Source organism: Halobaculum sp. MBLA0143, from assembly GCF_041361465.1.
Taxonomy (GTDB): Archaea; Halobacteriota; Halobacteria; order Halobacteriales; family Haloferacaceae; genus JAHENP01.
Map to the genome: position 1 here is coordinate 1,146,499 of NZ_JBGKAC010000001.1, position 26,812 is coordinate 1,173,310.

The 26,812-nt window shown below is 66.7% G+C and carries 22 protein-coding genes; 11 read left to right on the top strand and 11 right to left on the bottom strand.

The genetic code is table 11. The annotated features are described in order from the left end of the window. Window positions 1-9: 9 nt before the first annotated feature. The 6 genes from RYH79_RS05980 to RYH79_RS06005 form a co-directional block, all read right to left on the bottom strand. Window positions 10-1,419 carry an MATE family efflux transporter gene (locus tag RYH79_RS05980; protein WP_370897202.1) on the bottom strand — a complete coding sequence of 470 codons (1,410 nt, stop codon included), beginning with the start codon at window positions 1,417-1,419 and terminating at the stop codon, window positions 10-12. A 251-nt stretch (window positions 1,420-1,670) separates the two neighbouring features. Next, the gene (locus tag RYH79_RS05985) at window positions 1,671-3,044 is read right to left on the bottom strand and encodes a hypothetical protein (RefSeq protein WP_370897204.1); all 1,374 of its coding nucleotides are present in this window, start codon (window positions 3,042-3,044) and stop codon (window positions 1,671-1,673) included. Window positions 3,045-3,219: 175 nt separating this feature from the next. Next, window positions 3,220-3,789 carry a DUF7110 family protein gene (locus RYH79_RS05990; RefSeq protein WP_370897206.1) on the bottom strand — a complete coding sequence of 190 codons (570 nt, stop codon included), beginning with the start codon at window positions 3,787-3,789 and terminating at the stop codon, window positions 3,220-3,222. A 91-nt stretch (window positions 3,790-3,880) separates the two neighbouring features. Continuing rightward, complete coding sequence (locus tag RYH79_RS05995) at window positions 3,881-4,219, bottom strand: glutaredoxin family protein (protein WP_370897208.1); 339 nt, start codon at window positions 4,217-4,219, stop codon at window positions 3,881-3,883. A 102-nt stretch (window positions 4,220-4,321) separates the two neighbouring features. Beyond that, a complete protein-coding gene (locus RYH79_RS06000) occupies window positions 4,322-4,888 on the bottom strand; it encodes a HalX domain-containing protein (RefSeq protein WP_370897210.1) in 567 nt (188 codons plus the stop codon). A 153-nt stretch (window positions 4,889-5,041) separates the two neighbouring features. Beyond that, window positions 5,042-5,605 (bottom strand): winged helix-turn-helix transcriptional regulator, encoded by a 564-nt coding sequence (locus tag RYH79_RS06005; protein WP_370897212.1) that lies wholly within the window; start codon window positions 5,603-5,605, stop codon window positions 5,042-5,044. 559 nt (window positions 5,606-6,164) lie between these two features. Here RYH79_RS06005 and RYH79_RS06010 point away from each other — a divergent pair. Continuing rightward, window positions 6,165-6,968, top strand: a complete 804-nt coding sequence (locus RYH79_RS06010) for a BtpA/SgcQ family protein (protein ID WP_370897214.1) — start codon at window positions 6,165-6,167, stop codon at window positions 6,966-6,968. 113 nt (window positions 6,969-7,081) lie between these two features. Here RYH79_RS06010 and RYH79_RS06015 read toward each other — a convergent pair whose 3' ends face one another. Together RYH79_RS06015 and RYH79_RS06020 are read right to left on the bottom strand one after the other, a co-directional pair. Beyond that, entirely contained in the window at window positions 7,082-8,023 is a 942-nt protein-coding gene (locus RYH79_RS06015) for a carbohydrate kinase family protein (protein WP_370897216.1), read from the bottom strand. Then, a complete protein-coding gene (locus RYH79_RS06020) occupies window positions 8,023-8,988 on the bottom strand; it encodes a metallophosphoesterase family protein (RefSeq protein WP_370897218.1) in 966 nt (321 codons plus the stop codon). Before RYH79_RS06020 ends, RYH79_RS06015 begins: the two co-directional genes overlap by 1 nt. A gap of 455 nt (window positions 8,989-9,443) precedes the next feature. Here RYH79_RS06020 and RYH79_RS06025 point away from each other — a divergent pair, with 455 nt between their 5' ends. The 6 genes from RYH79_RS06025 to RYH79_RS06050 all read left to right on the top strand — a co-directional run bounded on the left by RYH79_RS06025 (window position 9,444) and on the right by RYH79_RS06050 (window position 18,591). Further along, a complete protein-coding gene (locus RYH79_RS06025; protein WP_370897220.1) occupies window positions 9,444-11,603 on the top strand; it encodes an ABC transporter substrate-binding protein in 2,160 nt (719 codons plus the stop codon). 145 nt (window positions 11,604-11,748) lie between these two features. After that, window positions 11,749-12,795, top strand: a complete 1,047-nt coding sequence (locus RYH79_RS06030) for an ABC transporter permease (RefSeq protein ID WP_370897222.1) — start codon at window positions 11,749-11,751, stop codon at window positions 12,793-12,795. 1 nt (window position 12,796) lies between these two features. After that, entirely contained in the window at window positions 12,797-14,266 is a 1,470-nt protein-coding gene (locus RYH79_RS06035; RefSeq protein WP_370897224.1) for an ABC transporter permease, read from the top strand. After that, window positions 14,266-15,306 (top strand): ABC transporter ATP-binding protein, encoded by a 1,041-nt coding sequence (locus RYH79_RS06040; protein ID WP_370897226.1) that lies wholly within the window; start codon window positions 14,266-14,268, stop codon window positions 15,304-15,306. Before RYH79_RS06035 ends, RYH79_RS06040 begins: the two co-directional genes overlap by 1 nt. Continuing rightward, complete coding sequence (locus RYH79_RS06045; RefSeq protein ID WP_370897228.1) at window positions 15,303-16,628, top strand: ABC transporter ATP-binding protein; 1,326 nt, start codon at window positions 15,303-15,305, stop codon at window positions 16,626-16,628. The genes RYH79_RS06040 and RYH79_RS06045 overlap by 4 nt, the downstream gene beginning before the upstream one ends. Window positions 16,629-16,752: 124 nt before the next feature. Then, window positions 16,753-18,591, top strand: a complete 1,839-nt coding sequence (locus RYH79_RS06050; RefSeq protein WP_370897230.1) for a DUF262 domain-containing protein — start codon at window positions 16,753-16,755, stop codon at window positions 18,589-18,591. 150 nt (window positions 18,592-18,741) lie between these two features. Here the strand turns inward: RYH79_RS06050 and RYH79_RS06055 are convergent, their stop codons facing one another. Beyond that, the gene (locus RYH79_RS06055) at window positions 18,742-18,939 is read right to left on the bottom strand and encodes a hypothetical protein (protein ID WP_370897232.1); all 198 of its coding nucleotides are present in this window, start codon (window positions 18,937-18,939) and stop codon (window positions 18,742-18,744) included. A 1,027-nt stretch (window positions 18,940-19,966) separates the two neighbouring features. Between RYH79_RS06055 and RYH79_RS06060 the strand changes: the two genes are divergently transcribed. The 3 genes from RYH79_RS06060 (at window position 19,967) to han (ending at window position 23,464) form a co-directional block, all read left to right on the top strand. Next, window positions 19,967-20,401 (top strand): DUF5805 domain-containing protein, encoded by a 435-nt coding sequence (locus RYH79_RS06060; RefSeq protein ID WP_370897234.1) that lies wholly within the window; start codon window positions 19,967-19,969, stop codon window positions 20,399-20,401. Beyond that, a complete protein-coding gene (locus tag RYH79_RS06065) occupies window positions 20,394-21,425 on the top strand; it encodes a tyrosine-type recombinase/integrase (RefSeq protein WP_370897236.1) in 1,032 nt (343 codons plus the stop codon). Before RYH79_RS06060 ends, RYH79_RS06065 begins: the two co-directional genes overlap by 8 nt. Window positions 21,426-21,577: 152 nt before the next feature. After that, complete coding sequence (gene han / locus RYH79_RS06070) at window positions 21,578-23,464, top strand: Hef-associated nuclease (protein WP_370897238.1); 1,887 nt, start codon at window positions 21,578-21,580, stop codon at window positions 23,462-23,464. A gap of 101 nt (window positions 23,465-23,565) precedes the next feature. Here han and RYH79_RS06075 read toward each other — a convergent pair whose 3' ends face one another. Then, window positions 23,566-25,167, bottom strand: a complete 1,602-nt coding sequence (locus RYH79_RS06075) for a phospholipase D-like domain-containing protein (RefSeq protein WP_370897240.1) — start codon at window positions 25,165-25,167, stop codon at window positions 23,566-23,568. Between the two features lie 70 nt (window positions 25,168-25,237). On the opposite strand from RYH79_RS06075, the gene RYH79_RS06080 reads away from it, so the two are divergent. Then, window positions 25,238-25,477: a hypothetical protein gene (locus RYH79_RS06080; protein WP_370897242.1), complete on the top strand. Its 240-nt coding sequence runs from the start codon at window positions 25,238-25,240 to the stop codon at window positions 25,475-25,477. On the opposite strand, the gene RYH79_RS06085 is transcribed toward RYH79_RS06080, so the two are convergent. After that, window positions 25,478-26,758, bottom strand: a complete 1,281-nt coding sequence (locus tag RYH79_RS06085) for a HEAT repeat domain-containing protein (protein WP_370897244.1) — start codon at window positions 26,756-26,758, stop codon at window positions 25,478-25,480. Between the last annotated feature and the right edge of the window lie 54 nt (window positions 26,759-26,812).

The window sequence follows — 26,812 nt, forward strand, 5'->3', positions numbered from 1 at the left end:
AGAGACATCTCACCCGGCGTGTTTCTTTACCGCACTCGTGTACATCCCCTGCGACATCTCGTAGAGAATGTAGGTGAGGAACAGGGCTGCGATGGTGACTGACGAGCCGACACGGGCCCAGAACACTCCGACTGTCTCGTACGAGAGCATCACGCCCAGTATCACTGCCAACGGAAGGCGTAGTACGAGTTTGTTGGCCATCCGGAACATCATCGACGTTCGCGTCCGCCGGGCAGCGTTGAACCCCGAAGATACCACTTTGAGCACTCCCGAAGCAGGATACGAGAGCGCAAGTAGTTCCACAAACGTCACAGACAGCGCCAACTCACGCTCGCCGATCGTCGGGACGAACAGCTTCGTGACGGTCGAGGCGGCGAGGAACTGGACTCCGCCGAGCAACAGCATTCCGGCCACACTGATCTTCAATCCGGAGTAGACGGCAGCCTTGGCCCGTGTGGCCTCAGTTGCACCGATGTTCTGCCCCGTCACGGTCGACACTGCCGACCCGACGGCACCGACGGGGAGCAGTGCGACCGCCGAGACCCGCGTCCCGACGGTGTACGCGGTCAGGCCCGCGGCACCACCGACGGTGAAGACGACGAAGAACACGGCCATCGAAACCGCGTTCCCGACGGTGCTACTGACGACTTTCGGGGACCCGATGTCGAGGATCTCTCGCAGTTCGTTCCAGCGTGGCTTCGCCGTTGCGAGCGAGTACACGTCGCCGTCCCGGACTGCGAGCACACCCGCGACGACGAAGCCAGCGAGGTAGCTGGCGACAGTCGCGTAGGCCGCTCCCCGAATACCGAGCTGCGGCAGTGGACCGACTCCGAAGATCAGTAACGGATCGACAGTGAGGTTCGCCACCACGACCAGAACGTTGATGACGAGCGTCGCTCGGGAGTTTCCACGGGCCAGCAGACACCCCTCCGCAACGTCGCCGAGCCCGGCGAGGAAGATCCAGGTTGCGACAATCTGGATGTACGCCGTTGCCATTTCGGCGACGGCGGTGCCGCCCGACTGTGGCTGTAACTCCGCGAGCAACGGCGCAGCAGCACCTGCGAGGAAGCGGACTGGCTGTCCGAGGAGGAGCCCGAGCGCCACTGCGACGAGGAGCCCGTTGAACGCGACTCGCTTCGCACCCATCTCGTCTTCGCTTCCGTACCGCTGGGCGAACAGAATCCGGGTCCCCGCGAACGGGACGTCGATACAGATCCCGATCAGCAGCCAGACGAGCGGGCTCGCCAGCCCCACCGCAGCAACTGCGAGCGCGTTGAACTGACCGAGCCAGAACAGGTCGACGATCTGGTTCGCCGTCAGGACCAGATTCTGTGCGAACAGCGGTGTTGCGATCAGGAGAATTGCCTTCGGGATCGACCCCTCTGTAATCTCCTCTCTGGAGACATCGAAGTAGCTCATTGTCTCTGTTCGAACCCCCTTTTCCAGAATCTCCCGCTAGTGCGATCCCGTCTAAATTCGATGCTTGGTCGCTTCACATGGCCAAATTAGAAACTGTAGGAAAAAGTCTACGACTTGTAATTTAGCTCTTTTTGGATCGTTCAGCCAACACAGTCACGCACAGTCGCCACCTGTTGTTCACAGCCCTGTGTGGACAGCGATGTCCCGTTCGAGCACTGCTACGGACGACTCGACGGGTAGCTCCGACTGCCTCACGCCGACGGATCGGCGCCACGTCGGACCGCCGCCCGGAGTCTGTCGGCGACACGATCCGGCTCGGCGAGACAGACGAGCGTCGTCTCGTGGAACCAGTACGGCGGTGTCGCCGCCGCCTCGTGCCGGGGGACAGCGACGGCCCCGACGCTCACGCCCGGCGGCCCGACGAGCGGTCCACGCTCGACACGCACCGCCTCTACCGCGGCGAGTGACGCGCGCCACTGTGGCGCGTCGAGTCGGGTGTCGTAGGCGACCAACGCTCCGTCGTACAGTCGGTACTCCAGTCTGCCGAACGCGAGGTCGAACTGGACGACCCCGACCAGACAGAGGAGTCCGACCGCGACGACGACCGACACGGTGACGGCGACGACAGCCGTCTCGATCCCGATTGGAGTCGGTCGCGTCGCGGTCACGGCGACGAGCCCCGTGACGGCGGCGGTACCGACGAGCAGGACACGCGAGAGGAGGCTCCGCCCCCACCGCACCCACCACGGCGCGGTGTACTCGTCGACCGTCTCCGGGCTCCAGCCGACGTGCCCGAACAGGCCGTCGAGCGCGCCGAGGAGCCACACCGCCCGCCGTCGCGGCCGGAACGTCGCCGTCGGACTCCCCGTTGGCGCAGTCACACTCCAAGCGGACCCGTCGACCGCCGGCGTCTCCTCGCCCGACAGCCGCAGCCCGTAGATCACCCGCGCGAGCAACAGCACTGCGGCGATCACCACTCCCAGCGCCGAGAGTCCGGCGACCGGTACCTCTCCGCTCGTGTACGCGGTGTCCAACAACAGGATCGGGAAGAAGACCACGAGCGGGGCGACCGGCCGGTACGTCTCTGGCCGCCGCCAGTCCCGCTCGATCAGCGTCGCTGCCGTCGCTCGTGGGTCGGTCGTCGCGGCGGCGATCGTCGGAGCCCGTTTCACCACGGTGGCGACGACACCGCCAGCGAGCACGGCAGCCCCGGGCCACTCGGCAACGACTCGCCACCCGCCGTTGGGGAGGATCACGAACGCCGCCGCGACGACCGGGATCCCAGCCGTGACCACGAGTGCGACACACCCTCGCGCCGCGATCCGGAGGTTGTGGGGCGAGACCGGTGGCAGCCACCTGACGAACCGCACCGTCCCGACCTTCGGTAGGAGGTGGCGGAACGGCCCCGGACGGCCGGTCGCGCCGAACGCCGGCGGCTCCGTCGGCGCGTGTTCGTGTCGCGGCGCCGCGAGTGCGACCCGAACCTGGTGTGCCAGCGTCCCGACGACCGCGTCGACGGCGTACAGGAGCAACACCGTGTACAGCGGCGCCGAGGCGACGACGACCGCGACGGCCGCGGCTGCCTCGACTGCGAAGTACGCCCAGCGCCGAACGGTGTCGCTCATCTTCGACTCCGGAGTGCCGTCAGCAGTAGTCGATCTCCTGGATCACGTCCCCGTCGCACAGTTCGTTCTTCACACCTGCAGACGGGACGACTGTAGCGATATATCACAGAACTACAACGCACGACACGACCCTACGTCCGCAGGGGAACAAACGACCGACCGAAACCGCCCGCTCTTACCCGCTGATGAAGTCGTTGTCCCGCCAGTCGACACCGCTGCCCTCGCCTTCACCGTTCGCGGGCGACTCGACGACCTCGACGTTCGCGGGACGGTTCTCACCTTCGACGATCCGAGTGGCACGGAGCTCCCCGTCGTCCTCGGTGATGGCGGTGAGGGTACCCTTCTCGGACAGGAGCGCGATGTCCCGTAAGACGAGGAACATCGGATACTGGAGCGCGGTGTTCTGGAGCACGGTCTCGCGGTCGCCCTTGAAGCAGGCGAACTCCACGAGTTCGGAGGGGATCTCCTCTTCTTCCTCCTGCATCCAGCCGCCGCCGGGCTTGGGCGGCTCCTCCTCGTAGACGCGGGTCTCGCTCACGCTGGCCTTCAACTGGGCGGTGGGGGTGTACTTGCTGATGTCGTTGTCGTCCTCGGCGACGGCCTGGAGGATCAAGGTGTTGTTGCGGCGTGACACGTCCACGTCCGCGACGCCGGGCGGCAGCTCCGGGTCGGAGTCGAAGTGATCGTGGACGTCTTCCAAGGGCAGTTCGAGCGTCGAGTGGAGTCGGTATACGCGACCTGACATTTTGTGTTGTGTGGGTGCCGGGGTCGCCCGGCGTGTCCGCGAGTTCTCGTCTGTCTGTACGTCGGCCAGACGCTTAAGGGGCGCCCCGCCGTCACTCCGCCGCGAGCGTCGACTCCAGTTCGCCACGTTCGTCCAGTTCGGACAACACGTCGCTGCCGCCGACGAACTCCCCGTCGACGAACGCCTGCGGGATCGTCTCCCAGTCGGAGTGGTCCGACAGCGCCGCCCGATACTCGTCTAAGGCGGGCAACACGTCGACGGTCTCGAACTCCTCGACGTACTGAGAGATCAGCTGGAGCGCCCGCTTCGAGTAGCCACACTGGGGCATCAGCCGGTTCCCCTTCATGAACAACACCACGTCGTTGTCCTCGATGACTCGGTCGACGCGTGTGGCCACGTCGTCCGGCTCACCCTCTGGCTGGAACGTCATACGGGAACGTTGGTTCGGGACGGGTTTGTGTGTTGCGTTGTCCGATACTTCCGCCGGGCACGACACGGCAGGGTGACAGAGAGAACAGAACGGGGACCGGACTCAGTTCCGGTCGATGGTCATGAACGCCGACTCGACGTCGTCGAAGTCCTGGACGGTCTGGTCGAGTTCCTCGCGGAGTTCGTCGGCTCTGGCCTTCAGCTCCTGGTACTCCTCGTTGTCTTCGAGTTCGTAAGTCGGCTTCTGTGCCTCTAAGACACCGATCTTCGACACGACGCTGAAGTAGTCTTGGAGGTCGTCGTCGTACTCCTGTTCGGCCAACTGCTGTTCGATGGCGTCGAACAACGACTCCTTCTCGACGGGCTTACACAGGTAGTCGTCGAACGGCATGTCGACGATGTCGAAGTCCGGGTCGACCGCCGTCACCATGATGACGGAACAGTCCAGCCCGCGCTCGCGCATCTTCTCTAAGACTTCGCCGCCGGAGTAGTCCGGCATCCGGCGATCCAGCAGGACGACGTCGACCGTCTCGTCGACGGCGGACAGGGCCTCCTCCCCGCCGTACGCCTTCCGAACGTCGTCGTACTCCATCTGGAGGCGGAGGGCGTAGGCGTCGGCGACCTGTTGCTCGTCGTCGACGACCAACACGGTTGGACTGTGGTCGGACATCCGTTACGTCTACTGGGGGCCGACGGAGAGATATATTTTTCCCGTGCGGACGGCCCGAGCGACGGCGTCACACACCGTACGACGGGGGGGAGTCGGCTGGTCGCGCGAGCGTCGGTGAGCGTGCAGCCCGCTCGTTCGAGAGTGGAGATCGGCTCAGAGCCGACTCTCCACTGCCCAGTGGCGGAGGTACCCGAACAGGGGGAACAGAGCTTCGGCGCGGTCGGTCGGGGTGTACTCCACGCGCGGAGTGATCTCGTCGTAGGCGGTGCGGTGCAAGAGTCCGGTACCGGTAAACTCGGACAGGCGGGCAGAGGGGGTGTCGGGAGCGATCTCCACCCGGTCTTCCAGGTCGGAGAAGCGGAGCGGATCCTCGGAGAAGGCGAACTCGCCGAGGACGGCCATCGCGTGGGCACGCCCCGAGAGGTCGAGCAGTTCGGCGACGGTCTCCTGGATCCGGGCGCGCTCCTCGGGGTCGAACGACTCCTTCGGCGCGCGAGCCTCCTCGCGGGAGAGTCCGGCACTCGGGTCCGGTACCTCCGGCGGCTGCGTCGTGCGCGAGGCTCCGCGTCGGAGCCACTTGCCAGTTCGTGTCCGCGCCGCTACGCGCCGCGGACCCGGAGCGCCCGCCGTCGGTCGTGTCGGCGACCACCCGTGGCTCCGGCCGTTCGAAGCTACCGTTCCAACACTACAGCGAGCGTAGTTCGGTGTGGAGATCACAGTGGTCGACGCATCCGGCCGGACCGGGAGACCAGTCGTGACAGTGGTGACTGTGACAGCCGGTCGGCACGGCAGCGACCGGGACAGCCGGTCGCCGGGTCGTCGCCGGGTCGATCGACTGGTGGCCCGGTGTGGACCGCGAGCCGGCACCCCGACCGGACCGGCAGCACTCGCCGACGACGAACTGACGACGCGGGCGAGCAGCGTGCGCAGCGAGGTGACTCACACGAGCCGTCGGCCCCGGCGTTCCCGTGGGAGGCTGCGAGCGCCACGAGCTGGGGTTCGCGCCGCTCCAGGTCGGAGTCTCGTGGCGTGACTGTGACCGGCCGCGCGGGTGTCCGACAGTCTCCCACGGCTGTTGGACCGAACTGCACGCCGTCGACGGCCACCTCGTGGTACGCGCCGTTGCCGAGCGGCGAGACGGGAGCCCACCCAGTGGTTCGCTATAGCGAGATGTAATTTACGAGTCGCGTGCGAGACGGAGATCTGACGCCGCGTGCACGACAGATTCCGCGCCGGAACCGTCAGAGTGAGGCGGGAACCGGGTGAAAGGGGGGTCGTGACACTACTGGAGTCTGACCCTGTGATCGGGATGGTCCACCTGGACGCGTTGCCGGGGGCGCCGAAGTTCGACGGCGACCGCGAGGCGACGTTTCGGGCGGCGCGGCGGGACGCACGGCGGCTCGCAGCCGGCGGCGTAGACGCGGTGATGGTGGAGAACTTCGGAGACGCGCCCTTCTACCCGGACGACGTACCGAAACACGTGGTCGCGTCGATGACGCGGGCCGCGACGGTCGTCGCCGACGAGGTGGGCGTGCCGGTCGGGGTGAACGTCCTCCGGAACGACTCGCTGGCGGATCTGGCGGTCGCGCAGGCGGTCGGCGCGGACTTCGTCCGGGCGAACGTCCACGTCGGCGCCCGCGTGACGGACCAGGGCGTGATCGAGGGGCGTGCCCACGAGGTGATGCGGGAACGCGAGCGACTCGGCGCCGACGTGTCGGTCCTGGCGGACCACGACGTGAAACACTCCGCGCCGCTCGGGACGGAGTCGTTCGTCGCGGAGTCGATGGCCGACGGGGTCGAACGCGGGCTGGCGGACGCGACGGTCGTAACCGGCGTCGGCACCGGCCGCGGGGTGGATCTCTCCGACTTGGAGGCGGTCGTCGCGCGGCGCGACGAGTACGAACTCGACACGCCGGTTCTCGTCGGCAGCGGCGTGACGAGCGACACGGTCGGCGAGATCTTGGAGACCGCCGACGGCGTCGTCGTCGGCACCGCGCTGAAGGAGGGCGGCGACGTGGGGCGTCCGGTGTCGGAAGATCGGGTCGAAGCGCTCGTCGCGGCCGCAGACGAGGTTCGTTGAGTCCGCGCCGGCCACTCTTCGCCGGTGCGGTCCGGTGAGTCCGCGCCGGCCACTCTTCGCCGGCGCGGTCCGGTGAGTCCGCGCCGGCCACTCTTCGCCGACGGCGTCGGTAGCTACCGCTCGGCCAGGAACGATTCCACTCGGTCGGCCGTCGGGAGGTCGCCGGAGGCGCCCGCGGCGGTACAGGACAGCGCCGCGGTCGCGGCCGCGAATCGCCCGGCCGCGCGAGCGCTGCGGTCGCCCAACAGCCAGGCGTGGAGTAGGCCGGCGACGAAGGCGTCGCCGGCACCGGTCTCGTCGACGACAGACACGTCGAACGCCGGGAGCGAGACCGTGTCGGTCCCGTCTCCGGGGACGAGCGTCGCCCCCTCTGGCCCACTCGTGACGGCCGCGCGGGCGACACCCCGGCCGCGGAGCGTCTCGGCGGCGGCCGCGCCGGTCGCGTCGAGGTACGACTCGGCGGCGACCCGACCGGTGACGAATAGGTCGGCCGTCTCCACCCAACGGTCGACGGACGCCTCACTAGCGCCCCGGCCGTCGAGCTCTGCCAAGGGGCCAGAGAGGTCGAACACGACGGGCGGGAACCCGTCGGCCGTGGCCCACTCGGCGAGTGTGCGCTGGACGCAGTCGGGGGCGTAGGCGGTGACGAACACGGCGTCGGCACCCGCGAGGTACGGGCGGTCCGTCGGGCGCAGCCGCATGTTCCGGACGCTGTCGCCCGCGGTGACGATGCTCCGGGTGCCGTCGTCGGCCCGCACGACGACACAGTGGGTCGAGGTGTCCGGTCCGCGGCGGACGTGTGTCGTGTCCAACGCCCCCTCCCGGAGCCCGGCGGCGACCGTGTCGCCGACGGGGTCTTCGCCGAGCCGGGTGACGATCCCGGCCGACTGACCGAGTCGAGCGACACCGCGGGCGACGTTCGCGGCGACGCCGCCCGGGTGCTCCGTCACCTCGGGGGCGTACGCGCCGCCGTCCGGCGCCGGGAGGTTCGAGACGGCGTAGTGGCGGTCGACGGTCGCGGCGCCGACGGTCACGACCTGCGGGGCGTCTGTCATCACTCCTCGACGAGCGGGAACTGAGCGAGCCGCGCGGCCGCCATCGACGTGAGGCCGCGAGCGGTGACGGAGTCGCCGGTACGCTCTCGGTGGCCGACGACCGTCTCCTCGAGGTCCGCACACGGGAGCAGTCTGATCTCCGTCCCCTCCGGCCCCACGTCGACGAGGAGGTACGACTGCGGGAACGAACAGGTCGTCGGCACCATCACCTCACGGACCCCCTTCGCCGTCGTCGTCGACGGCATGTGGAGGTGGCCCGTCAGCAGGAGCGGGGCGTCGTTGTCGGCGAGCGCGTCGACGAACGGCTCCGGGTTCCGGAGCTCCGGCGGGACGAACATGTCCGGCTCCGCGAGTTCGCGGTGACGGCGGATCTGCTCGAACATCCCCGGGAAGTTGAAGTGAGAAAGGACGACCGGCGCGTCCGTCTCCGGGAGCGTCTCCCGGAGCCAGGCCACGGTGTCCTCGCGGACGAGCCCCTCGTGGCTGTCCGTCAGGAACGACTCGTCGCCGGCGGAGTTGATCCCGAGGAGGTCGACACCGCCGACCTGGGTGTGGAACGGGAAGCCGTCGCCGGGCGCGTACCGCTCGGCGAACGCCGACACCGGGAGGTTGTCGTGGTCGTACCCCTGCTTGGGCACGTCGTGGTTGCCGGGGACGGCGTAGAACGGGGCACTGGGGCCGTGTTCGGCGAGCAGTTCGTCGAACCGGTCGAAGTTCCACCGCTCGCCGTCCTTCGTGATGTCGCCGACACAGACGACGGCGTCCGGGTCGCGCTCGGCCGCGTCGGCGAGCGCCGTCCGAACGTGGCGTTCCGTGCGCTCGAACAGCTTCGAGGTGCCGGCCTCGCGCGTCGAGAGGTGGGGGTCGGCGATCACGGCGAGTCTCGTCGGTTCGTCGGCTCGTGGTCGGGCGAGCGACGCCATCGGGGTGCCACTCGAACTGCCGTCTCGGTCGACGGGATGCATACCACTACCTTCGCACCCACCGACAAAACCCCGCCGAAAACCCCGCCGGTGTCTCACTGGCAGTTCCACGAGGGGCCACCGAGCGCTTCGGTCTCGGTGTTCCCCCTTGCCTCGTCGACCGTGTCGTCCGTGCCGCTCTCCGTCGGGGCTGTCCCCACGCCCTCGGGGCGTGGCCGATGTCCCAGAGTTCGCGTCTCGGACGAGTCGGCAGTGGCACACCCGCCACAACTGAACCCCCCGAGCAGTCTCCGTCGCGTCACCGTCGACTCCCGTGTCGCCCGGGTGACTACAGAGTTACGTCCCTGCGTACGATTTTCGCGGTGAAATGTCCGTAGATTCAGGCGAATGGAACACCGTAGCGGAAAACCGCAAGACTGAGAGCTATATACAGACACGTAGCCGAACGTACGCGCGTATGACAAACTATTTTAGTCGCCTCTCCGCCAAGACACACGATGCCCGAGGACAAGACTCGACGCGGTTTCCTTGCGGCGGCCGGAACGGGCGCGGCCGCGGCACTGGCGGGGTGCAGCGGTGGTAACTCACCCGAATCGACAGCGACCGAAGAGCCAACGGAGGACGGGACGCCGGAGGCGACGGACTCGCCGACGCCGGAGCCGGAGAAGAGCGAGACCGGCGGCACGCTCCAGTTGGCGTCGCCGGGGCCGGTCCAGACGCTGGACCCGGTGAACGCGAAGGGGTCGGGCGCGGGGTACAACCAGTACAACGCGGCGCTCATGAACTTCCCGAACGGGGATCTCCCGCCGGTCGCCGACCTGGCGACGGACTACGAGATCTCCAACGAGGGGAAGACGTACACGTTCACGCTCCGAGAGGGCGTGACGTTCCACGACGGGACGGAGCTGACGGCACAGGACTTCGTCTACTCGTGGGAGCGGCTCGCGGGCGCAGAGGAGACCCGCAACGCGGACGACATCGTGGGCGGCACGATGACGATCCAACACGAGGAGACGGAGGGGATGGACGGCGTCTCCGGGTTCAAGCCAGGCACGCTGGCTTGTGAGGCAGTCGACGACTACACCTTCGAGTTCACGATGGAGTCGGCGTTCCTCGGCACACTCCAACAGGTCGCCGGGGGCGCGTTCGCCCCGATCCCGGAGGGGGCCGTCGCCTACCCGAAGGACTACGAGCAGCACGGCCTGGACGGTCTGCTGTACGAGGGAGAGTACGGCTACAACGAGTTCTTCTCCACGCAGGGTGACGGGCCGTTCTTCGCGGGCGTCGGTCCGTTCGAGGTGGACTCCTGGAGCAAGGGAGACCAGATCACCCTCTCGGCGTTCGACGACTACTACGGTGAGGGACCGTTCATCGACGAGATCGTCTACACCGTGATCGGCAACGAGGCGACTCGGTTCAGTCGGTTCAAGAACGGCAACCTCGACGTGCTGGGCGGCATTCCGACGGCCCAGTTCAACCCGGACCGCCGCAACATCGAGACGGACCGCGGCACCTACCGCGTCGGGACGTACGAACTGGGCAACGGCGACAGCGTCAACTACGGGGAGGCGCCGGCCCTGGACACGGACTACATCGTGTTCAACTGTGCGCGGACGCCCAAGCCGGTCCGGCAGGCGATCGCGTACCTGATCAACCCGGTCCGGATCGCCAACCAGGTGTACAAGGGGCTCAACGAGCCGGCGTACCACCTCTCCCCGCCGGCGGCGTTCCCGGCCGCCGAAGGCGAGAACCCGGTCGACAACTACGACGCCCACTACCAGGAGGGTGAGGGCAGTCAGCTCGATGTCGCCAGTGACGGCTACATGTACGGCGTCGACTCGACGGAGTTCGAGAAGGCACAGCAGGTGATGGAGGAGGCCGGCTACGGCCCGGACAACCGCGCGGAAGTGGAGTACACGGTGTTCTCCGGCGACAGCGGCTGGGACTCCATCTCGAAGACGCTGCGCGACAAGGCCCAGAACGCCTACATCGACATCAACATCGTGAAGGCGGACTTCGGGACGATCATCGGCCAGGCGCTCAACGGCTCGATGGACATGTTCTCGCTGGGTGACGGGATGGAGTACGCGGACCCGTCGAACTTCCTGCGGTTCATCCCGCCGTACGACAACCCCAGCGGGATGTTCACGCGGTGGACCTACCAGGTCCAGGCGACGGACGTGGCCCTGGGTGGTGACGACCGGTCCACCGTTCGGAGCAACGTCTACGACGCGCTGGACGCGGAGTTCCCGGAGGACCACGTCCAGGTTTCGCTCAACGAGGAAAGCGAGAGTCCGCCGCGCGTCGCCGTCGCCATCGACGAGGTGACGCCCGACGAGCTGTCGTCGGCTCTGTCGTCGGCCGGCTACACGGTCGACGGCGAGGTAGAGTCCACGCAGGCGCCGTACGATCCGTTGATGACCGAGGCAGACCGTGCGTGGGACCGCTACCAGGCGAACCGTGGCCCCACCGAGGAGGAGGCGGCCACACGCCGCGAGGTGTACCGGTTGGTGGAGGAGATCAACTGGGCCGTCGTCCAGGAACTGCCGCTCGTCCACACGGTCACCCAGCGCATCTGGAACGACCGCGTGAACGTTCGGATGTCTGGCACGATGGAAGACCAGACGTTCGACCAGCTCACGCTGGAACAGGAGTAGCTCGCTCGACCGGCGCTCCCCGATCGACCGCAGAGAGAAACGGCGGCTAGAGGCGTTCTCGCCGTCGATTATCTGTGTTCGGGGGCTACCGTTCCGTCAGGATTTTTAGTGTACGAGACGACCACCCGATGAACACGGACGCAACATGGAACGACTGAAGTACATCACGAAGCGGATTCTCATGGCGTTCCCGGTGTTGTGGCTCGGTACCACGATGACCTGGTACATCATCTACCAGGGGCCGGTCGACCCGGCAGCCAACCTGTTGTCCGGGAACGAACGCCTGACAAAGGAGAAGTACGAGGCGGCGAGACAGTCGCTGGGTCTCGATCAACCGCCGCTGCAACACTACGTCGACTGGTCGACGAGCCTGTACTCGCTGGACCTGGGGACGACCTGGCTGATCTACCCCGGCTCGGAGGTGGGATCGTTGGTGATCGACTTCCTGCCTCGGACCGTCTGGCTGGGGTTCTGGTCGGTGTTGATCGCCATCTTCATCGGCATCCCGCTGGGCTTCTACGCCGGCGTCCGGTCGAACACGATCGCCGACTACGTCGCCTCCGTCTCCGGGATCGTCTGGCGAGCGATGCCGAACTTCTGGCTGGCAGTGATCCTGTTGTCGGTGCTGGTCGGCTCGGAGCCGCTCTTGGGGTTCGACTGGGACACGTTCCTCGTGGATCTCCCGTCGGGAGTGACGGGCAACCCCGGCCTGAGCTACATGGCCGGTGACCCGCTCGCCCTGTTCACCGAGCCCGGCCAGACGCTGTCGGCGATCAAGAAGATCATGCCGGCGGCGTTGGTGTTGGGCTCGGCGTCGATGGGCAACGAGATGCGGATCGGTCGGACGGCCGTCTTGGAGACGAAGAACGAGCAGTACGTCGACTTCGCCAGGGCGAAGGGGGTGTCGAACCGATCGATCGTCTGGAAACACGTCTTCCGCAACGCGTTGATCCCGTTGGTGCCCATCGTGACGACGGAGGCGTTCCTGTTGATCGGTGGGAGCGTGCTCGTGGAGTCCGTCTTCGGGATCAACGGGATGGGGAAGCTGTTCTTCGACGCGGCGATCCAGGGGGACCTCCCGCTCGTGGGGTCGCTGATGTTCGTCTTCATCGTTCTCCTGCTCGTCATCAACATCGTTCAGGACGTGTTGTACACGCTGATCGACCCGCGGGTCGGATACGAGGGGAGCTGAGATGGCAACACAGACACAGACACAGTCACGGACGCACGCTGACGGAGAGGCAGAACCGTTCTGGGGCCGAGTGAGTCGGAACCCGCGGCCGGCGTTGCTCTGGGCCGGTGTCGCCGGCTTCCTGTTGCTGTTGGAGCTCGGCGCGGCCGCGGAGTTCCTGCTCACGGTCCTGAGTGACGCGCTGGCGGCGTTGCCGACGATGGGGCGAGCGCAGTTCCTCGTCGCTGCAGAGGAGGCGGCCGGCCAGGTGCCGACGCTCCTGTCCCGAGAGACGATCCCCAACCGGGGGTACTACACCGGCTCCGGCTACCAGGGGACGTTCCTGGGGCTGTCGCCGATGTACGCCTGGCTCCTCCGCTTCGTGTTGACGTACGGCTACGCCTTCGTGACGCTGGCGTGGGTGTGGGTCGGCTACGACTGGTACCGGGAGCACTACCGTGTCGCCGACTGGACGCCGCGTGACGACGTGGTCGACCGGCTGCGCTCGCACCGCTGGGGGCAGTTCGGCTTCGTCGTCGTGTTCATGTTCTTCGTGCTCGTCGTGTTCGCACCGTCGGTGAGCCCGACGACCGTTGCCGCGAACCTCGCGGACCCGTACGGCCACACGCTCCAGTACTACACCGGGACCGGCGTCGAGGAGCTGACAGTCGGGCAGGCGAACCTCGGCTCGAAGTCGACCGGCACTCTCCAGAACAACGTCGGGCCGTGGAGCTACGACGACTACGGCCGGTTCCACCCGTTCGGGACGCTCCCCACGGGTAAGGACCTGTTCACGTTCATCGCGCACGGCTCCCGGATCTCGCTCATCATCGGGCTGCTGTCGGTGACGCTGTCGGCCGGGCTCGCGGTGATCCTGGCGCTCGTGACGGCCTACTACAAGGGTGCGATCGACCTGAGCGTCGTCCTGGTGTCCGACGCCGTGATGGGGATGCCCCAGCTACTCCTGCTCATCATGCTGACGGTGATCCTCTCTGGCACCTGGATCGGACAGATCTACTCCGGCGCGTTCGTCCTGGCGTTGATCTTCGCCGCGACGGGTTGGCCGGCGATGTGGCGGTCGTTCCGTGGGCCGGCGCTCCAAGTGTCCGAAGAGGAGTGGGTGGACGCTGCGAAGTCGTTCGGCCAGTCGCCGGGCGCGATCATGCGGAAACACATGCTGCCGTACATCTCCGGGTACATCCTGGTGTACGGCTCGATGACGCTCGGCGGCGCGATCATCGCCATCGCCGGGCTGTCGTTCCTCGGCCTGGGCGTCAACCCGCCGACCCCGGAGTGGGGACGAGCGGTCAACGCCGGGCAGGACTACGTCACGACGGCCTCCTGGCACATCTCGCTGATCCCGGGCGTCCTGATCACGTTCGTCGTGACCGGGTTCAACGCCCTCGGTGACGGGATTCGGGACGCCATCGACCCCGAGTCGGACAGCTCGACCGGGGAGGGTGACGCCGCCGGCCGTGGGGGTGGTGCCTGATGGCCGACCCGTTGCTCGCGGTCGAGGACCTACACACCACCTTCTACACGGACAAGGAGACGATCCGGGCCGTCGACGGGGTGGACTTAGAGATCGAGGCGGGCGAGACGGTCGGGCTCGTCGGCGAGTCCGGCTCCGGGAAGTCCGTCACGGCACGGTCGATCCTCGGGCTGATCGACGATCCCGGTCGTGTCGAGAGCGGGTCGATCCGGTTCCGGGGCAACGAGCTGACCGAGGGCGCCTGGGAGCAGTACCGTGGCGACCTCTCCATCGTGTTCCAGGACCCGATCAACTCGATGAACCCGGTGTACACGGTGGGCAACCAGATCCGGGAGGCGCTCCGGATCCACCAGGGCCTCCGGGGAGAGGAGGCACGTGCGGAGGCGATCGAGCTGTTGGAGGCGGTCGGGATTCCGGACGCGCCGCGGCGGCTCACCGAGTACCCCCACCAGTACTCCGGCGGGATGCGCCAGCGAGCGGTGATCGCCATCGCGCTGGCGTGTGACCCGGACCTGTTGGTGTGTGACGAGCCGACGACGGCGTTGGACGTGACGATACAGGCGCAGATCCTGGAGCTGTTAGACGACCTGCAGCGCGAGGAGGACCTCGGAATCCTGTTCATCACCCACGACATGGGCGTGATCGAGGAGATCGCAGACCGGGTGAACGTGATGTACGCCGGCGAGATCGTGGAGACGGCGCCGGTCGACCGGTTGTTCGACGACCCGCAGCACCCGTACACTCGTGGACTGCTGGCGTCGATCCCCGGCCGGACGGCCGAGGGGGACCGGTTGCCCACTATCGGCGGTGAGGTGCCGACGCCGACGGCGGAGCCGGAGGAGTGTCGGTTCGCCTCCCGGTGTCCGGCGGCGTTCGACGCCTGCGAGCAGGTCCACCCGCAGCCGGTGTCGGTCGGCGGTGGCACGGCCGAACACACGGCGTCGTGTCTGCTCCACGAGTCGGAGTTCGGTCACTCGCCGTCGGAGGCGACGTTCGACACGGACGGCGACGCGGCGGCAGACGGAGGTGAGCAACTGTGAGCACACAGACGACCCGAGAGACCGCGGGCGAGGAGACGCTGTTGGAGGTACGGAACCTGAAGAAGTACTACGACGACGGCAGCGTCCTGTCGGACCCGGTCAAGGCCGTCGACGGCGTCAGCTTCGAGCTCCAGGAGGGCGAGACGCTGGGTGTCGTCGGCGAGTCCGGCTGCGGGAAGACGACGCTCGGTCGGACGATCCTCGGGCTGGAGGACGCGACGGAGGGAGCGGTCCTGGCGGACGGGACGGACGTGACGGAGATCTCCGGGGGCGAGCGCCGGGAGTGGCAACGGGACGCCCAGATGGTGTTCCAGGACCCCGACTCCAGCCTGAACGACCGGATGACGGTCGGCGAGATCATCCGGGAGCCGTTGGACGCCCACGACTGGGAGACGGCGGCGGCACGCCGCGACCGCGTGTTCGAGCTGATCGACAAGGTGGGGCTGCGGGAGGAGCACTACTACCGCTACCCCCACCAGTTCTCCGGCGGGCAGCGTCAACGCATCGGGATCGCCCGAGCGCTGGCGTTGGAGCCGGAGTTCATCGTGTTAGACGAACCGGTGTCGGCGCTGGACGTGTCCGTACAGGCACGGATCATCAACTTACTGGACGACCTCCAGTCGGAGCTGGGGCTGACGTACCTGTTCATCGCCCACGACCTGAGCGTCGTCCGGCACATCTGTGACCGTGTGGCCGTGATGTACCTCGGCAACGTCGTGGAGCTAGGACCGACGGAGTCCGTGTACACGGAGCCCGCGCACCCGTACACGACCTCGTTGCTGTCGGCGATTCCCGGCAGCGCCGGGCCGGAACGCGAACGGGTGACGCTACGCGGGACGCCGCCGTCGCCGCGGGACCCGCCTGCGGGCTGTCGGTTCGTCACGCGGTGTCCGGCGAAGGTACGGCCCGACGAGTACGACGACCTCCCGGAGCGGGCCTGGGAGGGAATCGAGGAGTTCCACACGGTGTTGCGGGCGCGGTCACAGGCCGACGAGGGGCTGATCGAGCGACTGCGGGCCGCGATCGGCCAGTCCGTCGGCGAGGACGTGGCCCAGACGGCGGCGGACCTGTTCGAGGACATTCAGTTGGACGACGCGGAGTCGGTGATCGACGAGGCCGTCGACGCCGCCCGCGGCGGCGACGACGCCGACGCGGCCGCACTCCTGCGCGAGGAGTTCGGCTCCGTCTGTAACGAGGAACACCCGGACAGACACGTCGTCGACGACGACGGTCGGTTCAGCCGGTGTGTGCGCCACGAGGAGGAGTACGACGCACCGGAGGAAGTGATCCGGCGGCGGCTGAGTCGGCGGCGAACGGAGTGAGGTGGGGTCGACCAATCCCTCTGGCTCAGTTGTTCTCGGTTTTTGTCTCGACAGTTCGGTCGTTCGGAACAGTTGGTGTCTTCAGTAGAAAACTCTTATAACCTAGGGGAGTCTATCGTTCCTTATGGGTTACCAGACCACAACAATAGACAGTATTATAGATGATGTGAATTACACTTACCTCGTTCCTGCGATTCAGAGAGAGTTCGTCTGGGATTCAGACCAGATTCTCGACCTATTCGACTCCGTCGTCAGAGGCTATCCAATCGGGTCTTTTCTCTTCTGGAGGGTCAGCGGTGAGTTCTCGAAGAGCAGAATAAAGTACAAATTTATAAAAAACTATATTGGGGATCCGATTCACCCCGACGAACTGGACAACGTTACGTACCACAACAACAGGCATCGGGACAGCCTAGAAGACAATCCAAACAAAATTAATCTGGTCTTAGACGGGCAGCAGCGGCTCACATCATTCTACATCGGTCTCAAGGGATCGTACACGGAGAAGATACTGAACAAGAGAAGGAGGAAGAAGGACTCCTGGGAGCGAAAGTACCTGTACCTGAATATTGCGTCCCCGACTGACGAGGAGGTGAGCGGTAGGAAGTTTGACTTCCGATTCAAGAAGCCAGACCCGGATCACGGCTGTGACGAATACTGGTACAGAGTAGGTGATATCCTAGATGTTGACGACTTCGCAGAGGAAGCCGACAAAATTATGGAGAACATCGAGTTGATAGACGGAATAAATGCGGAACGTGTCCACAGAAGCATCAGTAAAAATATACAGAGGCTCAACCACGCGATCTGCCAGCGTGAGTCGATATCGTACTTTGAGGAGGATGAGGAGAACCAGGAGAAGATTCTCGACATCTTCATCCGCGCGAACGACGGGGGGACCCAGCTCAGTAAATCGGATATGTTGTTGTCAGTTGCTACTGCCCAGTGGAGCGACCGGGGCGTAGACAACAAAGTAGTTGCTAGAGAAGAAATAAAGCAGTTTGTCGACAAGCTGAACAGCCACGCGGCGAGAGGGACGGTCGAACTTGACTCTAACTTCGTTCTCCGCGCACTGTTGACCGCGTCGGATGTTCCTAACCTCTCGTTTACTCTCGCCAACTTCGACGAGGAGACACTAAGGGAAATGAAAGAGACGTGGATGGACGGAGAGTTCAAGCAGGCGGTGATGAGCACACTGGACCTACTCCAGAGCTACGGGCTCTCGACCACACACATAAGGAGCAAGATGGTCATCCTCCCGATAGTCTACTACTTCTACCATAATTCAAATCCACACCTCTCGTTCAACGGTAACTCTGGCCGCTCCGAGAGGCAGAAGATCCTCTACTGGATGTGCTCTCTAGTCGCCAACGGTGACCTGAACACCGGCGGAACGATCCAGACTATTCGCGGTATAAGAAACATCATCAGAGAGTCTGCCGACCGAGAGTTCCCGTTGTCTCGAATAGAGGAGAAGCTAAACGACTACAACAAGTCGATGGGATTCGACAGAAGTACGCTCGAAAGGTGGTTTAGTGACGGGACTCTGAGCAACAGCTCACAGAGAGTTGTCCTGTCTCTCGCGTACTTCCCCGATATAGCGAGTGAGAGCTACGAGTACGAACTCGATCACATATTCCCGAAGTCCGAGCTACAACGGGATACGTTGGTGGACGAGTACAATATGTCGATTGAGAAGGCTGAGAGGCTGGACGACCTTCGGTCGAGCACGGGGAACTTACAGCTCATTCGTGCCGGTGAGAACCGGTCGAAGTCGGACAGTCAGCTCACAGAGTGGCTGAGTACACGGCGAGAAGACTACTTGGACCGCCACTACGTTCCGACCGATGAAGATCTCTGGAGAGTAGAGAACGCTCTGGACTTTATAAACGAGAGAGAAGAGAGGTTGATGCAAGAATTGCTCGATAAATCACCAGACAGAGCCACTAAGCAACCCACCTGATCATCCCACCGAGGCAGAACCAGATTCTCCTCGCGTCCGTGGCTTAGTCCGCGTCGGCGTCAATCCCGTCGGTCCCGACGGTGCGTTCCTTGCCCAGCCGGCTCTGGAGCCTGCCGGCGACGACCGCGAGGACGTAGACGACGACGGCAGTCAACACGAGCAGGTCCGCCTGGTCGCCAGTGCCCGAACGATGAACGCCCGCTGGTGTTGGCCGCCGGACAGTTGGGTAACCTTCCGGCCCGCGAACGCCTTCACCTCGACAGTCTGAATGGTGTCGTCGAAGATAGTCTCGTCGTCGTCTAGCCGGCCGAAGCCGAGTGTGAGAACCGCCCCATCCGGATACCTCACGCACCGTGATTGGCATCTCCTTGACGGCGCTGGCGTGTTGGGCGACGTAGCCGGTCCGGTCGCCACCATCGAACCGGTGAGGCGGCTCGCCGAACGGCCGGACCCCCCGGTCCGGGCGGCACAGCCCCACCGCCAGCTCCATCGGCGCCAACCTTCCGGAGCCGTTCGGCCCGGCGACGGAGACGAATTCTTCGCCTGGATCGACAGCGTCACGTCCCGAATACCCGCATCGTCGCGTGGCCGAACGTCACGTCAATCAGTTCGATCACCGTGTCGCCCGCGGTGCCGTCCCGTTCGCGCCGTCTGTGTCACTCTCGCCGCCCGCGCCGGCTGCCAGTGCCACACGACGACCCACCCGCCACGACTCGAACGTCTCGGTCGTGCTGACGATCTAACACGCTTGAGGATCGCGCCCCAGCGCGGTCGCCGGCAGGTGCTCTCGTTCGGTGTGTGTCACCGCCGACTGGAGAATCCGTATAGTGACATACGGTTTGTGAGTGGCGTGAGCGACGGTGGAATCGAGTCCCCCAGCCACTGGCTGTGAACTGTGGAGTGGCCAGAGAACTGTCGAGCGGCCGCGGGACGAACTGCAGCGGCGAGTCAGGAAGAGTCAGTGTCGAGTGTGGGCCGGGGCATTCGAGCGAGGAGCGGTTGTCGCATCGACAAGCGCCCGGCGGGACCGTGAAGCGGCGACACGACACCGAGAGAACTGAATCGACCCGACGAACGCTGCTCCAACGACGGAGCGTCAGAGTCTCTCGCTCGAACCAATGCTCGCACACCGACGGTTACACTCGAATCGACGGCCCGGCCACCCGCGGGGAAGAGAGCAGACCGCCACTGAACGCCGCCAAAGTAGTAAGACAGGATCCTGAATACACGAGAGACACCGGAACAACCGCTGGAGACGCCGGAAATCCGTCGACAGGCCGAATCGACGCCCCCAGCACGAATCGAACTCCTGTCTTAGGGCTTTAGGACAGAGTCCTGCATCAGGTTGAAGTGGGCGGCCACGCACCGTTCTGGCGTGACGAGCGAACGACGAGAGCCGGTGACGACGCGGGTGCCGGCCGCACAGAAGCGGGAGTGGGCGGCCGACGCCGAGGCGTTGGACATGAGCCAGAGCGAGTTCGTCCGGACGATGGTCCAAGCCGGTCGGCGAGACCTCGGCCTGGAGACGACGGTGGCGGTCGCCGAAGAGAGCGACGACAGCGAGGTGGAACCCCCCCGAGAGAGTGACCCCGTCGAACCCGCTTCTCCCGGGTCCGACCCTGGGGGTGACGGGCTGGAAGACCGGGTGCTCGACGTTCTCGCGGCGGAGGGGGTGTGTTCGTGGGACGATCTCTTGGACGCGGTCGTCGGAGACTTAGAGGCACAGCTCGACGAGACGATGGAGCGACTCCTGGAGGAGGGGACGGTGACGTACTCCGGCCGGGAGGGGGGGTACGTTCGCCGTGAGTAGCACACGCGCCGGGGAGGTGGAAGAGCCGGTCGCCTTCTTCCTGCGAGACGTGGAGCTCCACGGCAAGAGCGAGCGCACCCGCGCGGAGTACGAACGAGTGCTGGGGCGGTACCGGTCGTTCCTGGCCGACCGGAGCGACCGAGCGCCAGGGGAGGCGACCCACCGCGACTGCACGGCGTTCGTCCACGAACTCCGGACGGATCCGGAGCTGGCCGACTCCACGGTGGCGACGTACGCGGCGTACCTCCACCGGTTCTACGCCTACATGACCCAGGTGGGGGCGTTCGACGCCAACCCGATGGCGCTCGTGATGGAGGAGTTGGACGAACGGATCGACACGGACCCTGCGCGACGGGAGCTGACGGTGTCGGAGATGCGGTCGTTCCTGACGGGCGTCACCCACCCGTTGGAGCGGGCGCTGATCGTCACGCTGCTGAAGACTGGGGTGCGAGTCGGGGAACTGTGCAACCTCGACCTCAGAGACCTCTCTCTGTCGGGAGTGTCGGGGTACGACCTGGGTGACCGCCCGGCGTTGGAGGGGCGACGCGACTCGTTGTTCGTCCCCGCGGCGCCGTCCGTCGGCGAGTCGTACAACGGCGCCGAACGTACCGCCTCGAACAAACGGAAACGCGACACGGTGGTCCCCGTCGACGAGGAGCTCCGGGAGGCGCTCCTGGTGTGGCTGGCGATCCGGCCCGACACTCCGTCGCCGGCAGAGCCGTTGTTCGTCGGCACCGCCTCCGGGTGGGGACGGCGACTCACGCCCGAACAGGTCCAACGGGTCGTCAGGCAACACGCCCGCCGGGTCGGGTGGTACGAGAAGGGCGCCGGCGTCACCGAGAACGTCACGCCCCACTACTTCCGCCACTTCTTCACCACGCACCTCCGCGAGCGCACGGGAGAACGCGGCGTCGTGAAGTACCTCCGCGGGGACGTGGCCGACGACATCATCGACACCTACACTCACAACTGGGGCGGCCGGGTCCGAGAGACGTACGAGCGACACGTGTACGAGCTCTCGTGACCGCGACGCCAGGGCGGGTCGTGTCCCAGTGACGACGCGTAAATCACATTTTGCTATATCGAAACTGTGTGGGCCGTTGGTCGCGCGGTCGTCGCCCGCACACGAGAGAGTACATCGAAGGGTTAACACGAGTGATAACCCTACGTCTGCGTATGACTGACGACGCCGAAGAGACGGGGGGCGATCGCCCCGTCGTCTTCGATCTCGCTCCCAGCTGTACGCTGTCGGACGTCTCCGAGGGGGACCGTTACCACGCCACGGTGAACGGTGTGGTCGACTACGGTGTGTTCGTCGACGTGTCCGACGCCGTCTCTGGGCTGATCCACGAGTCGAGTCTCGACACCGACTACGCCGTCGGCGACCGTCTGATCGTCGAGTTGGACGAGATCCGAGACAACGGGGACGTCGCGTTCACGCCGGCGGACCCGGACGACTACCAGACGGCTGCAGTCGAACACGACCCGGAGATCACGCCGCTCGACTCGCTGACGGTGGGTGACGAGGCGACGGTCGAGGGGGAGATCGTCCAGATCAAACAGACCGGTGGCCCGACCATCGTCCAGGTGGGCGACGAGACCGGTATCCGTGCGTGTGCGGCGTTCGCCGGCGCGGGCGTCCGTGCGTACCCGGAGTTGTCCGTCGGCGACGCCGTCCGGATCCGCGGCGAGGCGGAGTCACACGACGGCACGCTCCAGCTAGAGATCGGCGACGTGACGATCCTAGACGGCGAGACCGCGACGGACGTCCACGAACGGGTCGCCGAGGGGCGCCGCGAGCGGGCGACGCCGGCCGACGTCGACCCGCTCGTAGAGTGGGAGGCGTTCGAGGAGATCCGCTCGGAGCTCGTCGAGGTGGCACGGCTCCTCCGAGAGACCGTCTTGGAGGGTCGTCCGATCCGGATCCGTCACCACGCGGACGGCGACGGCATGTGTGCGGCGATCCCGGTCCAACAGGCGCTGGAGGCGTTCATCGACGAAGTCCACGGTACGCCAGACGCCGCCCGCCACCGCCTCAAGCGGCTGCCCAGCAAGGCCCCCTTCTACGAGATGGAGGACGTGACCCGCGACCTCAACTTCGCGTTGGAGGGTCAGGCCCGACACGGCCAGAAGCTGCCGTTCCTGCTGATGTTGGACAACGGGTCGACGGAGGAGGACGTGCCCGCCTACCGGAAGCTGGCCCACTACGACGTCCCGATCGCGGTCGTCGACCACCACCACCCGGACCCGGAGGCCGTGGAGCCGTTGCTGGACGCCCACGTCAACCCCTACCGTCACGGGCTGGACTACCGCGTCACCACCGGGATGATGTGCGTCGAGCTCGCTCGACTGATCCACCCCGAGATCACCGACGACCTCCGGCACGTCCCGGCGGTCGCCGGGCTGTCCGACCGCTCGTCTGCGACCGCGATGGACGACTACGTCGCGCTCGCCGACGAGGAGGGGTACGACCGTGCAGACCTGGAGAACGTCAGCGAGGCGTTGGACTACGCCGCCCACTGGCTCCGTTACAAGGACGGGGGCCAGGTCGTCTCGGACGTGTTGAACGTCGGCTGTGACGACGAGGCCCGCCACGAGGAGCTCGTCGAGTTCCTCTCGACCCGGGCCGAGCGCGACGTGGAACGACAGCTGTCCGTCGTCGAGCCACACGTCGAGTCCGAGCGGCTGGACTCCGGCGTCCGGTTCCACCGGGTGGATCTCGAGAACTTCGCCCACCGGTTCACTTACCCCGCGCCGGGGAAGACGACGGGCGAACTCCACGACGAACTCGTCCGCGAGCACCGCGAGCCGGTGATCACCGTCGGCTACGGTCCGGACTTCGCCGTGCTCCGGTCGGACGGCGTCCGGCTCGACATCCCGGAGATGGTGACGGAGCTCAACGAAGAACTGCCGGGCGCGGGCGTCTCCGGCGGCGGCCACCTCGTCGTCGGCTCGATCAAGTTCGTCGAGGGGCGCCGCGAGGACGTGATCGACGCCTTGGTGGAGAAGATGGGCGACGCGGACCTAGACGAGGAGCTGTCGGCGGCGGCCGTCGACGACTGATCGGCCATCGCAGCCGACCGAGGCTCGGCAGAGACCCGCAGATTGCCTCTCACCGAGGCGTAAACGCCTCGCCCCTCACCGAGGCGTAAACGCCTCGCTTCTCACGGTTCGTCGGCGAATCGGAGCCGGCGGCGGGCCAGCAGCGCCACCCCGGCGACGGCACCGACGGCTGCGACCACCAACAACGGTGGCACGCTGCCGCCGACGAACGCGGTCCCGGCCCCGGGGCCGTTCCAGTCGGCGTCGAAGACGCGTCGGTAGTAGTCGGCGACCGCCGGGTCGCGGACGGCGACGGCCACCTCGCGGTTCTCGCGCACGCTCGTCGGGTTCCAGTTGAGCGACCCCACGACCGCCGTGTCGTCGGCGACGACGCCTTTCGCGTGTATCTTCCCGAAGGCACCGCCGGGGTCTGCGAGCCGGACGGAGAGCGTCGCGTTCTCGCGGTCGGCCCACCCGGACAGCCGGTTGGCCAGCCCCCGGTTGGCCTCCTCGGCGTACCAGGCACTGGACAACAGGAGCCGCACCCGGACGCCGCGGGCGGCCGCCTGGCGCAGCGCCGTCAGCAGGCGGCCGCGCTCCACGGTCGGCTGGATCACCGCGACCCGGCGGTCGGCCGCGGCAACGACTGCGGCGACGGCGCCGCCGGCGTTGCCCGGGGCCGTCAACAGGAACGTCGCGTTCGCCTCGAACGAGGTCGGCTCGAACCGCGTCGGGAACTCACCGGTCGCCGGGCCGTCGCCGACGCCTCCGCTCCCGCCCGCCTCGGCGACGGCCGACCACGGCCTGGCGCCTCGGCCGCGCCAGTCGTGTCGGAAGACGGCCGCGAGCTCGCGGGCCGCGACCGGGCTGTCGATCCGGACGCCCCAGCCGCGGTTGCCGGCGCCGCCGGTGCCCGACGGCTTCCAGTTCTCCGTGGCGACGATCACCTCGTCGTCCGCGACGGCGTACTTCGGGTGGTGGAACCGGAAGCGTGCGCCGTCCCCGCCGACGAGCCGAACCGGGACGCCCGCGTCGGTCAGCGTCGTCGTCAGGCGGGCCTGTCGCCGACCGATTCCGCCGACCGGGTCGGCGTCCAACAACACTCTGACCCTGACGCCGCGGTCGGCGGCCGCTCGGAGGGCGGCGACGACCCGCTCGGAGCCGAGCGTGTAGCCCGCCAACAACAGTCGGTCGTCGGCCGCACGCAGTGTCGCCACTGGGGGGGTGGGGGCGTCCGGGAGGACGAACGCCGTGAGGTTCGTGGGGCCGAGCGCGACGGCCGCCCGCTCGTGGAGTCCGACGGGCTGCCAGCGCTCGGCGGCGACGTGGTACCGACTCCCCGACTCTGCGGCGGGGTACGCGACGCGGTGGACCCGACTCCCGTTCCGGAACAGCGTGAGCCGTTCGCCCGCGTTCGACAGCGCCAGGTCCGCGTGGACGACGCGGCCACGAGCGTCGACGCGGTCGGGCTCGGGGGTCACGACGACCCGGCCGGGGCCGTCGAGGTCGACCATCGTCTCGCCGTCGGTGAGACGGTGCGGACCGGGCGCGAGCGCGACGGTCACGCGCTCGCCGGCGTCGTCGTCGGCGACGGGGTCCGGCAGGACGGAGACGACGCGGCTCTCGCCGGCGTCCGCGCCGGCGATCGCCGGCACGAGCCACGGCGACGAACAGAGACACAGACACAGCAACACGCGGACGGCTGTGCGGGAGCGAGCGGACACGGGGGCGTTGGTCCCGGCACCACTCAAGAAAGTTCGGTGGGCTTTTTCCCCGTCTCGGCGACGGCCGGGTATGGTCGAACTCGCAGAGACTGTCAGGCTGGCCGGCGCGGCGCTCGGCGCGATTGGCGGAGCGCTCGTCGCCTTGGAGTTCTTCCAGCAGCCCTCCTACGTCCGGTACGACGCGGAGTTCGACAGCTACGACATCGACATCGCGCCCGCGGAGCTGACGGAACACACCTGGCTGGGGCGGGCGGGTGGACTGCTGATGGCGGCCGGCTTCGCGTTGTTGTTCGTCGGGGAACTGCTCTGATCAGGCCGGAACGGCGTCCTCGTCGGAGTCCAGTGCGTCCGCGGCCCGTTCCGCCTCCGACTCAACGATGTAGGCGTCGTCGTCGGTCGCCTCGCTCGCGGCCTCCAGCGCCGCTCGGGTGCCAATCTGCCGGAGCGCCCACGCCGCAGCCGCCCGAACGGTGTCGACTTCGTCCGTCCGGAGCGTCTCCTGCAACGGTGCCACGGCGCGTGTGTCGCCGATCATTCCCAGCGCACGGGCGGCGAACGGCCGCACCTCCTCGTTGTCGGCGACCAACTGGTCGGCCAACGGCCGGACGGCGTCCGTGTGGCCGATCTCGCCGAGCGCCTTGAACGTCACCTTCTGGAGCTGCGGGTTGGAGTCCTCGTCGACGTAGTCCACGAGCGTCTCGACGGCGTCGTCCGCGGCCATCTTCCCCAACGCCTCGATGGCCGGCTCGCCGCGCCGCTGGGCCCGCGAGTGCATCTCCTCGAAGGCGCCCTGGTCGTTCATCCGGGTGATCGCCTCCAGACAGTGCCGCTCCATGAACTCCGAACCCAGGCTGTCCAGGGCGAGCAATACCATCTCCACGTTGCCGCGCTGCTCCCACTCCTTGAGCGCCGCCCACTCCGGCGGGAAGTCCTTGTAGTGGCCGAGCACGTCGTAGTACCCCTGGGCCGCCAACTGCTCGCGGACCTCCAGGTCGTCCCACTCCTCGGCGGCGTCGACGCCGTCCGCGAGCGTCTCCGTCGCCGACAGCAGGGTCTGGACCGTCTCGGCGTCGTCGTCCGGGTCCAACTCGGCGTCGAGGACGGCCGCGGCGACCGTCTCCAACCCGTCGGCCAGCGTCTCCGCGTCTCCGCTCGTCGCGGCGTCGACGGACGTACCCAGCGCGTCGCCGACCGTCTCGACGAACGTCGTCTGCGCGTCCGCCAGTTCGGCCTCCCCGTCGTCCGTCCACCGGGTGTCGCGCAGCGTGCCGGCGATGTCGTCGATCTCGTCGGTCGCGTCTTCGGCGTACGGCCCGCGTGCGGCCGTCAGGTCCTCTCGGACGGTCACCAACTGGTCGTCCAACGACTCGTCGTCGTCGTCCGGCTCCGGGAGGTCCGCGGCCGACAGCCGGTCGGCCACGTCGTCTAACTCGGCTTCGGCGTCGTCCAACGCCGCCTCCGTCTCCGCGTCGGCGACGGCGTCGGCGACGGTCCCGAGTCGGTCTTCGAACTCCTCGCGGGAGAGTTCGACCGCGTCCTCGCCGCCCTCGCCTCCGGCGTCCGACGCGGACGTGTCGTCGTCTTCGCTCATACGGGTGGGTCGTCCCCTGGCCTTCAAGGGCGTTTCCATTCCCGGCCCGTCTCG